This is a genomic window from Rothia mucilaginosa (assembly GCF_001548235.1).
Classification (GTDB): Bacteria; Actinomycetota; Actinomycetes; order Actinomycetales; family Micrococcaceae; genus Rothia; species Rothia mucilaginosa_B.
Map to the genome: position 1 here is coordinate 535,941 of NZ_AP014938.1, position 13,235 is coordinate 549,175.

11 protein-coding genes and 1 tRNA gene are annotated in these 13,235 nt (G+C 58.6%); 4 read left to right on the forward strand and 8 right to left on the reverse strand.

Going from position 1 to position 13,235, the window contains the following annotated elements; all coding sequences use genetic code 11:
• Positions 1–27: 27 nt before the first annotated feature.
• Positions 28–98, reverse strand: a tRNA-Gln gene (locus RM6536_RS01995).
• Positions 99–332: 234 nt separating this feature from the next.
• Between RM6536_RS01995 and RM6536_RS02000 the strand changes: the two genes are divergently transcribed.
• The 3 genes from RM6536_RS02000 to RM6536_RS02010 all read left to right on the forward strand — a co-directional run bounded on the left by RM6536_RS02000 (position 333) and on the right by RM6536_RS02010 (position 3,735).
• Positions 333–2,162, forward strand: a complete 1,830-nt coding sequence (locus RM6536_RS02000; protein ID WP_060823827.1) for an ABC-F family ATP-binding cassette domain-containing protein — start codon at positions 333–335, stop codon at positions 2,160–2,162.
• A 150-nt stretch (positions 2,163–2,312) separates the two neighbouring features.
• A complete protein-coding gene (locus tag RM6536_RS02005) occupies positions 2,313–2,795 on the forward strand; it encodes an acyltransferase (RefSeq protein WP_060823828.1) in 483 nt (160 codons plus the stop codon).
• 1 nt (position 2,796) lies between these two features.
• Positions 2,797–3,735: a glycosyltransferase family 2 protein gene (locus RM6536_RS02010; protein WP_060823829.1), complete on the forward strand. Its 939-nt coding sequence runs from the start codon at positions 2,797–2,799 to the stop codon at positions 3,733–3,735.
• An 88-nt stretch (positions 3,736–3,823) separates the two neighbouring features.
• On the opposite strand, the gene RM6536_RS02015 is transcribed toward RM6536_RS02010, so the two are convergent.
• The 7 genes from RM6536_RS02015 to rsmI all read right to left on the reverse strand — a co-directional run bounded on the left by RM6536_RS02015 (position 3,824) and on the right by rsmI (position 11,381).
• Positions 3,824–5,017 carry a glycosyltransferase gene (locus RM6536_RS02015; RefSeq protein WP_060823830.1) on the reverse strand — a complete coding sequence of 398 codons (1,194 nt, stop codon included), beginning with the start codon at positions 5,015–5,017 and terminating at the stop codon, positions 3,824–3,826.
• Positions 5,018–5,101: 84 nt separating this feature from the next.
• Positions 5,102–6,097 carry a 4-diphosphocytidyl-2C-methyl-D-erythritol kinase gene (locus tag RM6536_RS02020; RefSeq protein ID WP_060823831.1) on the reverse strand — a complete coding sequence of 332 codons (996 nt, stop codon included), beginning with the start codon at positions 6,095–6,097 and terminating at the stop codon, positions 5,102–5,104.
• A 69-nt stretch (positions 6,098–6,166) separates the two neighbouring features.
• Positions 6,167–7,039, reverse strand: coding sequence for a 16S rRNA (adenine(1518)-N(6)/adenine(1519)-N(6))-dimethyltransferase RsmA (rsmA, locus tag RM6536_RS02025; protein WP_060823832.1), 873 nt, complete (start codon positions 7,037–7,039; stop codon positions 6,167–6,169).
• 38 nt (positions 7,040–7,077) lie between these two features.
• The gene (locus RM6536_RS02030; RefSeq protein ID WP_231917984.1) at positions 7,078–8,028 is read right to left on the reverse strand and encodes a glycosyltransferase family 25 protein; all 951 of its coding nucleotides are present in this window, start codon (positions 8,026–8,028) and stop codon (positions 7,078–7,080) included.
• Positions 8,029–8,229: 201 nt separating this feature from the next.
• Positions 8,230–9,057, reverse strand: coding sequence for a glycosyltransferase family 25 protein (locus RM6536_RS02035; RefSeq protein ID WP_060823833.1), 828 nt, complete (start codon positions 9,055–9,057; stop codon positions 8,230–8,232).
• Between the two features lie 229 nt (positions 9,058–9,286).
• Entirely contained in the window at positions 9,287–10,360 is a 1,074-nt protein-coding gene (locus RM6536_RS02040; protein WP_060823834.1) for a TatD family hydrolase, read from the reverse strand.
• A gap of 64 nt (positions 10,361–10,424) precedes the next feature.
• Positions 10,425–11,381: a 16S rRNA (cytidine(1402)-2'-O)-methyltransferase gene (gene rsmI, locus RM6536_RS02045; protein WP_060823835.1), complete on the reverse strand. Its 957-nt coding sequence runs from the start codon at positions 11,379–11,381 to the stop codon at positions 10,425–10,427.
• Between the two features lie 195 nt (positions 11,382–11,576).
• On the opposite strand from rsmI, the gene RM6536_RS02050 reads away from it, so the two are divergent.
• Positions 11,577–13,223, forward strand: a complete 1,647-nt coding sequence (locus RM6536_RS02050) for a dolichyl-phosphate-mannose--protein mannosyltransferase (protein WP_060823836.1) — start codon at positions 11,577–11,579, stop codon at positions 13,221–13,223.
• Positions 13,224–13,235: the final 12 nt, after the last annotated feature.

Below are 13,235 nucleotides of genomic sequence, written 5' to 3' on the forward strand. Positions count from 1 at the left end.
AATCAACGGTGCCGTTGAGTGCTTACGCTCCGCCACTAGGACTCGAACCTAGACAAACGGCTCCAAAGGCCGCTGTGCTGCCATTACACCATGGCGGATTATCCATACATTCACATGAGGTCTTGGTTACAGGCTCTCATTGTCATTGACCGCCATTTTGGGCACAGAACAGCGCAATGCAGGAAATGCTTTCCTCAGTTTATCAAATATCTGTGCTCAACTTAGCCGCGTGCCCCGCAATCCCCACAGCTTTTCTCACCGCCATCGAGTACCCTCTCATCAAAGCCTGGAGCGCTACTTGAAGTGAAGACTCACCCTGTACCCTAGAAGGCGTGGCACATCTACTTGGCGGCGAATCGCTGCACCTCGAATTCCCTACCCGAACCATCTTTGAAGGCATCACGGTCGGCCTGAACGAAGGCGACCGCATCGGCATTGTCGGTCGCAATGGCGACGGCAAGTCCACCCTCATGAAGATCCTGGCCGGCCGACTCGAACCGGACTCCGGCCGCGTCACCGTGCGCGGCGGCACCCGCATCGGCTACCTCGACCAGTCAGACGTCCTCGACGACGACCACACCGTCGGCTACGCAATTGTGGGCGACACCCCCGAATACGAATGGGCGTCACAGGCACGCATCCGCGATGTCATCTCCGGCCTGGTCTCTGACCTGCCCTGGGACGCACCCGTCTCTTCGCTCTCCGGCGGTCAGCGCCGACGCGTAGCGCTCGCCTCCCTGCTCGCGCAGGAGTGGGACGTGCTCATGCTCGACGAGCCCACCAACCATCTGGACGTTGAAGCCATCACCTGGCTTGCCAACCACCTGAAGTCCCGCTGGCCCAAGAACGCGGGCGGCCTCATGGTCGTCACCCACGACCGCTGGTTCCTCGACGAAATCTGTACCGACACCTGGGAGGTGCACGACCGCATCGTCGAGCCCTTCGAGGGCGGTTACGCGGCGTATATTCTGCAGCGTGTGGAACGTGACCGTCAGGCAGCCGCCGCGGAGGCGAAGCGTCAGAACCTCATGCGCAAGGAGCTCGCCTGGTTGCGCCGCGGTGCACCCGCGCGTACCTCCAAGCCGAAGTTCCGCATTGATGCCGCCAACGCCCTCATTGCGGACGTTCCGCCGGTGCGTGACACCGTGGAGCTGAAGAAGATGGCGGTCTCCCGCCTCGGCAAGGACGTGGTCGATCTCGAAAACGTTTCCGTCGTCTACGATGATCCCTCGATGCCCGACGGCAAGCGCCCGGTGCTGAAGAAGGTCACCTGGCGTATTGCCCCCGGCGAGCGCACCGGCATCCTGGGCGTGAACGGCGCGGGTAAGTCCACTCTGCTTTCGCTCGTGACCGGCGATTTGAAGCCGACCGAGGGCCGTGTCAAGCACGGTAAGACCGTGAAGATTGCGACCCTGACCCAGCAGCTCGATGAGCTCAACGAGGTCGCTAACGACCGCGTCTCGGATGTGATTGGCCGCAAGAAGCGCAGCTACATTGCCGATGGTAAGGAGCTGTCACCCTCGCAGATGCTGGAGCGTCTGGGCTTTACCAGTGCGCAGCTGTCTACGCCGGTCAAGGACCTTTCGGGTGGTCAGAAGCGTCGCCTTCAGCTCATGCTGATTCTGCTGGATGAGCCGAACGTGCTGATTCTCGACGAGCCGTCCAACGACCTGGACACCGATATGCTCGCCGCGATGGAGGACCTGCTGGACACCTGGCCGGGCACCCTGCTGGTGGTCAGCCACGACCGTTACCTCATGGAGCGTGTCACCGATCAGCAGTACGCCGTGATTGACGGTTCGTTCCGTCATCTACCCGGCGGTGTGGACGAGTATTTGGCGCTCTCTGCGGCCGGTGCTGGCGGTTCTGCCGCCGGTAGCGCGCAGGCGCGTGCCGCCTCCTCGGTGCAGGCTTCTGCTGAGCCGGATACCCCGAAGGTCTCCGGTGCTGAGTTGCGTGCGGCGCAGAAGGAGTCCGGTGCGATTGAGCGCCGCCTGGCAAAGCTCGTTGCAGAGCAGGAAAAGCTCTCCGAGCAGATGAGCGCGCACGACGCCTCGGACTACGCCGGTTTGGCGGCACTCGGCGAGCAGCAGCAGGCACTTCAGGATGAGATTGACGAGCTAGAAATGCGCTGGCTCGAACTCTCCGAGCTGCTGGGCTAACACCAATTTCATGTGCCATATGTAACAGCGGATTTCTCATCTGCTTCTGCTGGATACCGCCTCGTTCCGGGGCGGTATCCCGTTACTATAGGTAGTAGCTTTTAACACTTTTAGGGAGCAATTTTCCCGCCCACCCTTATGAAGGTATCTATGCTCAACACTCTCAAACAGCTCAAGCATCAGCATTTTCTGAAGCAGAAGACTAAGCGCCGCGCGGCACGCATCGAAAAGTTCCGCGCCTCCGGCGTCACCATTGGTGACGGCACCTACGTGCACCCCAGCTCCGAAATTCTTCCCGGTGCCCAGATTGGCTCCGGTTGCTGGGTCAACCGCGATATCTTTATCGACCGTGCCGCGCAGATCGGTGACCGCGTCTACCTGGGTCCGCGCGTCACCCTGTGCACCGCAAGCCACGAGATGGGCCTATCCCGCCAGCGTGCCGGTGAAAATATTGAGGCCCCCATCGTGATTGGTGACGGTTCCTGGCTTGGACAGAATGTATCCGTCATTGCCGGCGTGACCATCGGTGCCGGATGCATGATTGCAGCGGGTGCCGTCGTTGTATCTGATTGCGAGCCGAATGGCCTTTACGCTGGTGTCCCTGCCCGCCGCATCAAGGAACTCGGTGAATAACATGAGCGAAAAGTACGAGTACGAGGCTTCCGTCGTCATCCCCGCGTACAACGCGGCCCCCTTCATCACAACGCAGCTGGAAGCTCTAGCTAAGCAAACCACCACCCGCTCTTTTGAGGTGGTCATCAGCGATAACGGCAGTACCGATAACACCATCGCTCTGGTTGAGGCTTTCAACGCCCCTTACCCCCTCCGCTGGGTGGATTCCAGCAATATTAAGGGCCCCGCTAACGCCCGTAATGTCGGCGCACGTGAGGCACGCGGCAAGATTCTCGTCTTCTGCGACTCCGACGACTATGTAGAAACCGGGTGGCTGGACGGTCACTTGGCGGTCCAGGATGAGCACGGTCCCGCACTCGTTTCGGGCGCTAACCTGCATAACAACAACCCCGTCGAGGTGCTCAAGGCCTACGGTGTTCCCCTCGACTCTGATGAGAAGGTCCTAGCGAATCCCTCTCTGGTAGAGGCCGAAGAAGAAATCCCGCCTTTCGCCGGTTTCCTGCCCTCGATTACCGGCTGCAATTTCTCCGTCCCGCGCGATGTGTACCTGCGCAACAGCGGCATGGACTGCAGCTACATCGCAGGTTCTGAAGAAACCGATTTTTCCTGGCGTGTTAGCCAGAGCGGTATCCCCTTCTACAAGACCTATGCAGCGCTGGTACACTACCGTCTTCGTTCTACTCCGAAGAAGATTTTCCGTCAGCAGCGCAACTACCAGCACTACCGTATGCTCCTGTGGATGCGCTTCAAGGACCAGGGTATGAATGGCCCCAGCATCAAGTATTCCGTCATCGCTCTGGCAAAGTCCCTACCGCTGTTGCTTTCCCCAGCCACTCGTCTGGTGGGTGCACGAGAAGCAGGCGCGAACCTGGGTGCGCTTGAGGGCATGTTCCAGTACCGCTTCCGCACGGTTCCCGAGCGTCAGCTGATGGATAGCTAAAAATACCGTAGATATAAGAGAATGCCGGTTCTAGATTCACTCTAGAACCGGCATTCTCTTATATTCAGGTTTATATTCGCGCCCTAGACTAGCGCTGAATCGAGGCGAAAACTTCTTCCCAACGGCGAACAATATGCTCCGGGGTGTATTCCTGGGCCTTCTGGAAGCAACGCGCAGACTTCTCCTTACGTTGCGCATCATCGCCCATCGCAACACGCAACTGTTCGGTCAGCGCTTCTATGCTACGCTCCTGAGCCAAGTAACCCACCTGGGGAAGCACATCACGCAAAACCCAGCACGAAGGGTAGGACACCATGGGAGTACCCACACGCATCGCTTCCTGCAGGGACATCGGTGCGCCCTCAAAGTCAGACGCGCCAATGGTCAACGACGCTTCGGCATACGCCTCAAGTACCTGCTCAGAGTTCAGAGGACCGCCCACCACGATACGCTCAGCTAGGGCAGAATCCAGAGAATCAATACGCTCCTTCATCTGACGCTCAATCGCTTCATCGCCGCTACCGTTAAGCTTCAAAATCCACTCGGGGAACTCCGTCGCACACGCGATAAAGCTCTCTAGAATACGCATCAGGCCTTTCTCCTCAGAGTAGCGGCCGATAAATTGCACCACCGGTTTCTTCTGCTCAGCCAACGCCAGAACCTTCCGCTCAACAGCAGGGTCCAACGATGCGTTCAGGTTCGATACTGCATCCACCGGGCGGTTCAGCCACTGGGCAAAAAGCTGCGCATCACCTTCAGAAAGCGCAACGAAAGAATCAAAGGTATCGGAAATCTGCCGCAGCTCTTTCTCTGCGTCCAGGCGGTACGAGCTGTCATAGCTACTATGGAACTCGTACAGATAGCCAATCCCCTGCTTCTGAGCAGAACGCGCATAATCCACCAGGTACGCGGCGATACCGGTCATCGTCGTCAAGATAACAGTCTCCTCGCCCAAAGACTGTAGGTAACGCCGGGTACGTGCCGCGTTATATCGGTCCCACAGAGCCGTAAAACCCTTCTTAGCAGCAAGCACCGTGCCCAAGGGTCCGGGATTGTCAAAAGCCAATTTATTGTGGGTAGTCTTCGAGACGAGATCTCCGGAGTGCACCACAAAATCGGGGGTCACGGCATCCGGGTTATTGCCCGTATTGTCGAAAAGTGCCATATAGCTAACGTTGTAGCCTGCCTTTTCAAATGCGCGGCCCAGCAACCTATTGACCGTCGTAATACCGCCCAGAAGGCTAAAACGATCCTGGGCGATAACAATATTTTTAACCTTCATCGTATTCTCCCTTTCAATTAGAGAACGGTAGAAGTCAGTGAGTGATAGAACTGTTATCTATGGTGCCAGATATAATCACGATAATCAGGCACTCATCGCGTTCACGGCGTGGTGGCCAGCGGCACGAAGAGAAGAAGCGAGAGCCTCCGCTCGGTCCTGTGAAGAAACCAGTAGAAGCACCGTCGGACCGGAACCAGATACCAGGGAGGCGTACACGCCCTCGCTATCGCGCAGGTTTAGGGTCTGTTCCAGCTGCGGGGCGCACGAAAGCGCGGGAGCCTGCAGGTCATTACGCAGTAGCGGCGCCAAGGAGTCGAGCGCCGCCTCCGAACCGTCATAAGAGCTCAGCGCGGACAGAAGCTCTGCGGGTTCCACCAGCTCACCGGAGGCGGGGTACAGCCCCGAGGTGCGGCCGGTATCCAGTTGCTTGAACACGCTGGGGGTTGAGAGGCCAAACTGGGCAGCCACAATTACCAGGTGCAGAGGTTCTCGAGGCGCCGCGACATTCTGCAACTCGGTACCGGTCCCCTGCCCCAGGGCGAGGGTCTGCTCGAGCGCGGCGCGCACGCTAAAGGGAATATCGGCGCCCAGCTGCGCGGCGAGACGCTCATAATCTGTCTGGGTCAGCAGCGCACCGGTGCGGCCGGTTGTGTACAGGTAGCGGTCCGTAGCAATCAGCGCGGCGGCGGCATCAGCGGAGCCGCCAGCCATGCCGCCTGCCACGGGCACAGCCTTCGCAATATGCAGGTGCAGTGCCGGCTCAGATTCAACGCCGTGCTCCGTAAGGATTAGCTCGGCAGCACGGTACACGAGGTTCCGCTCGTCCATCGGCACGTCGGCAGGGTCGAACTGCCCCGCCTGCATCTGCTGATCCACCAGGGAGCCGGGCACAATATCCATGCTCAGACTCAGCCCCGGTGTCTGCCCTTCAGAGACCGTGATGGTCTCCGTTAGAGAGACCGCCGCAAAAAGCGTAGTCAACGGGTGGTAGCCGTCCGGGCGGACATCCCCCACGGCGAGGTACAGATTGACCTTACCGGGAGCATCAACCGAAATAGCAACCTGGGAGGCGGTACTCATCAGCGCATACACCTTTCGCGCGGGAACTCGCGTGAGAACGTCAGTGAAAAATTCAAGAGCCGGAAGAAGCTACTGCGCTACAGGCTCAGCCGGGACAGTCAGCGAAGCCTCCGCAATACGGATAAAGCCGTGAATATCCAGCTTTTCGCCGCGTTCCGTCGGAGCGATACCGGCAGCCACCAGAATCTGCTCCGCACGCGCACCCGAACCCGCCCAGGAACTCAACGCAGCACGCAGAGTCTTACGGCGCTGGGCGAAGGCAGCGTCCACAATCGTGAACACCAGGTCACGGTCAACGGTAGAGAGCGGCTCCTCGCGCATGCGGAAACCCACCAGGCCCGAGTTAATCTTCGGTGCAGGCCAGAACACGTTCTTGCCAATCACGCCCGCCTTATACACCTCGGCATACCAATTAGCCTTCACCGAGGGCACACCGTAAATCTTTGAACCCGGGGTCGCCGAAAGACGGTCGGCAACCTCGTCCTGAACCATCACCAGGGCGTGACGGATGCTCGGGAACTGCGCAAACAGGTGCAGAAGCACCGGAACCGCCACGTTATAGGGCAGGTTCGCCACCAGAGCATCCGGAGTGCGAGGCAGCTCGGTGACCTTCAGGGCGTCCATGAGCACCACGTCAATATCGCCCGCCTTCTCGGGGCGGAACTTCTCAATCGTGTGCGGAAGCTGGTGAGCCAGCGGCGGATCAATCTCAACCGCAACCATGTCCTTCGCAGCGTCCAGGATACCGAGAGTCAACGAACCCAGGCCCGGGCCGACCTCCAGCACCGTCTCCTCCGGAGAAATCTCTGCCGCGTTGACAATACGACGAATCGTATTGGGGTCAATCACAAAGTTCTGCCCAAGAGTCTTCGTAGGACGAATACCGAGCATCTCGGCAAGCTCGCGAATCTCAGCAGGGCCGAGCAGGGGCAGATCGTTCACAGCGTTCCTTCGGTAGGTGTAGGGTTCTACACTCCAGGTTACCGTGCCAGGCGGCGCTTCACATCTTCAACGGTAGACAGCAAAGTATTCTTAGCGTTCACAAGGCGCATCTTGGGGGCAAGGGCGATACGCAACCGATCCCATACGCAAGTTCCACGCTGGTTAGCATTCAGGCACTCCAGATGGCTCATTCCTGACTCCAGCAGAGTGCTGCTTCCTTCCCAGCTACATAGACCAGGCTGCACAAAGCGCACGTCCAAGCCCCATTCTTCGTACAGGGGATAATCATCAGCCACAGTACCGGGAGCCTTGTGTTCAAAATGCTTCACTAGCTGTTCTGCGCCCGAGCGGGACAGCAAGTATAGGCCGGCACACCCCAGACGGTGAGGACCATACATTTTCCCCATGCGGTACTTGCCATAGACCGACGGAGAGAGAAGAGAAAGACGGATATAGTCCACGCGCGGGTTCATGACGCCAGCTTGGGATGAGTAACCATCGCAGAGATTGACAAGCTGTACCTTGGGATAACGCTCAATAATCCGTTGCACTACCTTATCGGCATCAGCGGAGACGAGGGCATCATCCTCAGCAAACACGCCCCAGTCAGCGTCACTTGCCAGAAAATCACGCCACATATTCAGGTGGCTGAGCATGCATCCTTTTTCAGCTGCCGAAGGGTCACGGTCCCAGCGTTTGCGGAAAGCCTCGGTGTCAAAATCTGCATCGGACAGATGATTATCGCGGTTGTCCACCGCAGAGTATCGTTGAAAATCCCGAGCGGGGGCCCCAACGGAGAAAAAAGATTCAAAACGATTAGCCGTGTCCAAGCCCAGGACGTACTTTAGGACTTTTGCCATGATGTTCCCTTTTTTTAATGGCACACCCATACAGCCTTTATGCAAAACACTATAAGCTTTGTATGCGTCGCCGAAATGTTGACTCTGCAACAGCAGGTACGAGGCGCGCCAAAAACGCACACGCACCATGACATATCGCCTAGTCGATGAGTGAATGATATATATAAAACACCCTATCACCCAAGCTAAGATAGCCCCAACAATTAGCACACAGCTTCCTGTTGTGTCTCACACTCTGCAAACCACCTTACGCACGAGAGCTGAAAACACCCACAAAAAGTCCCTCCCCACCACACATGTGGCGAAGAGGGACCTCGCAAAGAGGCTTACTTACTTCATCTTGCCCAGGCGTTGCGTTACCTCATCGAGGGTCGCATCCAGAGCGTTCTTCGCATTTGCAATACGCTTCTTCGGAGCCAAGGCAATGCGCAGGCGATCCAAAGCGCTCGCACCCTTCTGCTTCTCGGTCAGCATCTCCAGCTGACTCTTGCCGGAATCTAGGATGACGCTGCTACCTTCCCAGTCGCATAGGCCCGGCTGCACAAAACGCACATCCACACCCCACTGCTGGTACAGCTTGTAATCGTCAGCCACAGTGCCCGGCACCTTGTCCTTAAACTGCTTGAGCAGCAGCTCAGCACCCGAACGGGAAATCAGGTACAGACCGGTGCAGCCCAGGCGGGTCGAACCGTACAGCTTACCCATACGGTACTTACCGTGCACAAAAGGAGACAGCAAAGACAGGCGAATATAGTCCACGCGCGGGTTCATGGTGCCCGCCTTGAACGAGTACGCATCACACAGGTTCACCAGCTGAACCTGCGGGTACTTGGTGATGATTGCGTTCACCACCGCCTCAGCGTCCGGAGAAATAAGGACGTCATCCTCAGCAATCAGAGCCCAGTCAGCATCCGATGCGACAAAGTCCTCCCACATCTTCACGTGGCTGAGCATGCAACCGCGCTCAGCCGGAGTGGGGTCACGATGCCAGCGGCTACGGAAAAGTTCAACATCAAATTCGTCATTAGTCACATGATTATCACGGTTATCCACCGCAGAGTAAGGCACAAAATCCTTCGCGGGCGCGCCCACCGAATAGAACGATTCAAAACGGTTCGCGCCATCCAGGCCCAGAACATACTTCAGAATCTTCGCCATAGTGTCCTCTCTAAAGCACCAGTTGCCGGGTGCTAAACATAAAATCTCGTAGGGACGTTTGCAGCACCAAATTTTGAACACGTCATTGAGGCACTATACGTACCTAAATACTGCAGACCAGATCATGGCATAGCTGTTTGAGTGAGTTATTTGTAGTTGCTACAGTCTAGCACGCAGACACGCACCGCGAGGCGATACAGAGTAGCTACCCGCTACAGGGTGTACGCGCCTACCACTGGCCGTAAACCCGCTCCGAATTCTCACGGATACGGCGGCAAAGCGTCTCCAGCTCCTCACCGCGGTGAGCCGCCATGAACCGCACCGTGTAATTCGTCATGTAGGACGCATTCGGGCGGCCGCGGAACGGATGGGGGGTCAAGAACGGCGCATCCGTCTCAGCCAGAATCAGCTCCGGACGAGCCATCGCCAACGACTCCTGAATACCCTTCGAATTCTTGAAAGTCACGGTACCGGCAAAGCTCATATACCAGTCGCGCTCATTGCAGATCGCGGCAAGCTCCGGGCCACCCGAGTAGCAGTGGAACACGGTACGTTCCGGGGCGCCCTCTTCATCCAGGATGCGCACAACGTCCTCGTGCGCGTCGCGGTCGTGGATCTGCAGCGCCAGGTTGTGCTTCTTCGCAATGCGAATATGCTCGCGGAAGCTGTAGTGCTGCGCTTCCATACCTTCTTCGCCGGTACGGAAATAGTCCAGGCCGGTCTCACCAATAGCGCGCACACGGTCGGCGGTGGCGAGCTCGTCAAGGGTGGCGAGCGCCGCCTCCAGCTGACCGGCTGCAGCCAGCTCGGGGGCGGTATTGGGGTGAATCGCAATGGCGGCGAGGACACGCTCATCAGCCTGCGCGGCGGCGACCGCGTACAGGGAGGAGGGGATATCGCATCCGACCTGCACGATGGCGCCGATGCCGAGCTTTTCGCCGGCGTCGAGCGCGTCGCGAGCGCTAATTTCTACTTCACCGTCGAGCAGGTCCATGTGGGTGTGGTTATCCACGATGGGGTACGGCAGCGGCTCGGGAGCGGGCGGGAAGACCAGATTACGGCTGCGGCCATTCTCGCCGGTGGTGGAGCGGCGGCGGGTTCCTTCTCCGCCTTCTGCGTCGCTGATACCGGTGTAGAGTTCCGCCTGATAGGGTGCGGGTACTTCACCGGGGACCGGTTCCCAGCCGTTAGGCAGAGCGGTTGCCCGAAGTGCCGCGGGGGTGGGCAGGGTGTAGTTCGCCAGGGCGGCAAGGGAGTTCAGGTACTCCTGGGTGATTTCAGGACCGGGATGGCTCTGACACATGGATAAATCCTCTGGATAAAACTGCGGGGTAAAACTGGGGGTAAAGCTACGGGGTGGTTCTGGGTTATTCAGAACGGGCAGCCAGCGCCGCCTCGTACAGGTCACGTTTGGAGGTGCCGGTCTCGGCGGCGACCGCGGCGCAGGCGCTCTTGAGGCGCTCGCCGCCCGCTACACGGTCGAGAACCAGTTGCACGACGTCCTGCGCTTCGGGGGTTTCGGGGGCTTGTGCGCCCTCGACAATAATGACGATTTCGCCGCGGATGCGTTCAGCCTCAGCCCATTCGGCAAGCTCTGCCAGAGTACCGCGTCGAACCTCTTCGTGGAGCTTGGTTAGCTCACGGCTAACCGTTCCGCGGCGCTCAGCACCGAAGGTCTGCACGAAGTCTGCCAGGGTCGCGGCGGTGCGGTGCGGGGATTCGTAGAAGATCATGGTGCGCTCCTCCCCCGCCAGCGATGCGAGGCGGCGGGTGCGCTCGGAGCCCTTGCGGGCGAGAAAACCTTCGAAGGTGAATCGTCCGGTGGGCAGGCCGGAAAGCGTGAGCGCGGTCAACGCCGCGGAGGGGCCGGGCACCACGGTGACGGGCAGGTCGGCTTCTGCGACGGCTGCGGCGGCAACGTAGCCGGGGTCGGAGATGGTAGGCATGCCCGCGTCCGAGAGCAGCAGCACGCGCTGACCGTCCTGTACCGCTTGCACGATGGTTTCGCTGCGTTCGGCTTCGTTGTGGTCGTGGTTGACGATGATGCGGCCGCGGGTGCGCACGCCAAGCCCGGAGGCGAGGGTTCGTAGCTTGCGGGTGTCTTCAACGGCGATGAGGTCTGCGGTGGCGAGGGCTGAGCGCAGTCGGTCGGAGGCGTCAGCGAGGTTGCCGATGGGGGTGCCGCCGAGGATGAGCACACCACCTTCTTCGGAGGTGACGGCGGTGTCAGCAGTGTCAATCTCGGGTGCCTCGACCGTTTCTGAGGGGGCTGTGGTTTCTGAGAGGTCGGCGGTTTCTTCGGTGTATTCTGCGGGTGCGGTCATGACAGGCCTCGTGTCTGTGTCTGGTCTTCGTGTACCCACTAAGTGTAACGCCCGCGCTCCACCCAGTGCCGGGTGAGCTTGCGGGGTGGGGTTGCCGGTAAAAGCGGCTGGTGCGGGCGAGCTACGGTGCGTCATATAAGCCGTTCACGGGCTGAAATGGTGCATCGTGCGTTCTGACCCTTTAGGATTGATGGGGTGAAGATACCTAAGCTACTTTCTCCCGCATCTGCCGCTCCGGCTGGTCCGGCTGATTCGACCCGTTCTTCGTCTGAACGCGGTCGTTACAGCCTCGATTCTCTGCTGGATGCGCTCGCTGTTGCCTATATTCGTGCCCCGCGTTGGGGTTGGTTGGCGCCTGCATTGATTGTGCTGGTTGCCGGTATTCTGCGTTTTTATAATTTGGCGCATCCGAATGCCATTGTTTTTGATGAGACGTACTACGCCAAGGATGCCTATTCGTATGTGCATTATGGCTATGAGTTGAGCTGGTCGAAGGACGCTAATGCTTCCTTCGCGGCCGGCCACCCGTCGGGTCTGTTGCCGGATTCGCCGGAGTATGTGGTGCATCCGCCGTTGGGTAAGTGGATGATTGCCGCGGGCATGGCAATCTTTGGTGATAATAATCCCTTTGGTTGGCGTGTTTCTGCTGCGGTGATTGGCACCCTGTCGGTGGCGTTGATTGCGTATGCTGGCTGGTTGCTGTTCCGTTCGATGACGGTGGCGACTATTGCGGCGCTTCTGGCTGCTGTGGATGGCCTGATGCTGGTGGAGTCTCGTTTGGCTCTGCTGGATATTTTCCAGATGTTCTGGATTCTCGCGACTTTTGTGTGTCTGGTGCTTGACCGTATTCAGGCGCGGCGCGTGTTGGCGCGCAATATTGCGGAGGCGGCACGTCAGAATAGCGGTGTGCTTCCGCCGATGCCGTGGGGCCCGAGCATGGGTCTGCGCCTGTGGCGTTTCGCCGCGGGTGTGTGCGCCGGCGCTGCGGTGGGTGTGAAGTGGAATTCGCTGTTCTTCGTTGCGGCGATGGGTCTGCTGACGGTGTTCTGGGATATTAACGCTCGCCGTATTGTGGGCCTGGACAAGTGGGGTTTGACGGCGCTGGTGCGTGACGGTCTCCCCGCGTTTGTTCAGATGATTGGTGTGGGCCTGCTGGTGTATTTGAGCACCTGGGCGGGCTGGTTCCAGTCGTCGAACGCGTATTTCCGCCGTTGGGCTGTTGAGAACCCGGGCAAGGGTGTCATGTGGCTTCCTGAGGATCTACGTTCCCTGTGGGAGTACCATGTCTCGGCGTTTAAGTTCCATTCTGGTTTGAGCAGCCCGCACACGTATTCTTCGCAGGCGTGGCAGTGGCTGGTTTTGGGCCGCCCGACCTCGTACTACTATGAGTCGCCGAAGCTGGGTTCTTCGGGTTGTACCGTGAAGTCCTGTTCCGAGGCTATTTTGAATATCGGTAACCCGGCCATTTGGTGGGCTTTTATTCCGGCGATTATTGTGGCGCTACTGGTTCTGCTGCTGAAGCGAGATTGGCGTTTTGGCGCGCTACTGGTTGTGTTCGGTGCGGGCTATTTCCCGTGGTTTATGTACCCGAATCGCACGATGTTCTACTTCTACGCGCTGTCCTTTGAGCCGTTCCTGATCCTGCTGTTGGCGGGCGTTTTGGGTCTGGCGCTGTCGGGTGCTCGCGGTTCGGTGTTACGTGCTCGTTTGGGCGTGACGCTGGTGGCGATATACCTGGTGGGCGTGCTGGTGTTGAGCGCGTACTTTATGCCGCTGTGGACTGCTCAGGTGATTCCGTATGAGCAGTGGTATTCGCACATGTGGTTTAAGTCCTGGATTTAGACTCGAGTTTTA

Excerpts from the sequence above, each read along its gene's own strand:
- RM6536_RS02030 (WP_231917984.1), bottom strand. The coding sequence starts at position 8,028 with ATGGTGCGTGTGCGTTTTTGGCGCGCCTCGTACCTGCTGTTGCAGAGT.
- RM6536_RS02040 (WP_060823834.1), bottom strand. The coding sequence starts at position 10,360 with ATGTGTCAGAGCCATCCCGGTCCTGAAATCACCCAGGAGTACCTGAAC.
- RM6536_RS02010 (WP_060823829.1), top strand. The coding sequence starts at position 2,797 with ATGAGCGAAAAGTACGAGTACGAGGCTTCCGTCGTCATCCCCGCGTAC.
- rsmI (WP_060823835.1), bottom strand. The coding sequence starts at position 11,381 with ATGACCGCACCCGCAGAATACACCGAAGAAACCGCCGACCTCTCAGAA.
- RM6536_RS02005 (WP_060823828.1), top strand. The coding sequence starts at position 2,313 with ATGCTCAACACTCTCAAACAGCTCAAGCATCAGCATTTTCTGAAGCAG.
- RM6536_RS02015 (WP_060823830.1), bottom strand. The coding sequence starts at position 5,017 with ATGAAGGTTAAAAATATTGTTATCGCCCAGGATCGTTTTAGCCTTCTG.
- RM6536_RS02020 (WP_060823831.1), bottom strand. The coding sequence starts at position 6,097 with ATGAGTACCGCCTCCCAGGTTGCTATTTCGGTTGATGCTCCCGGTAAG.
- RM6536_RS02035 (WP_060823833.1), bottom strand. The coding sequence starts at position 9,057 with ATGGCGAAGATTCTGAAGTATGTTCTGGGCCTGGATGGCGCGAACCGT.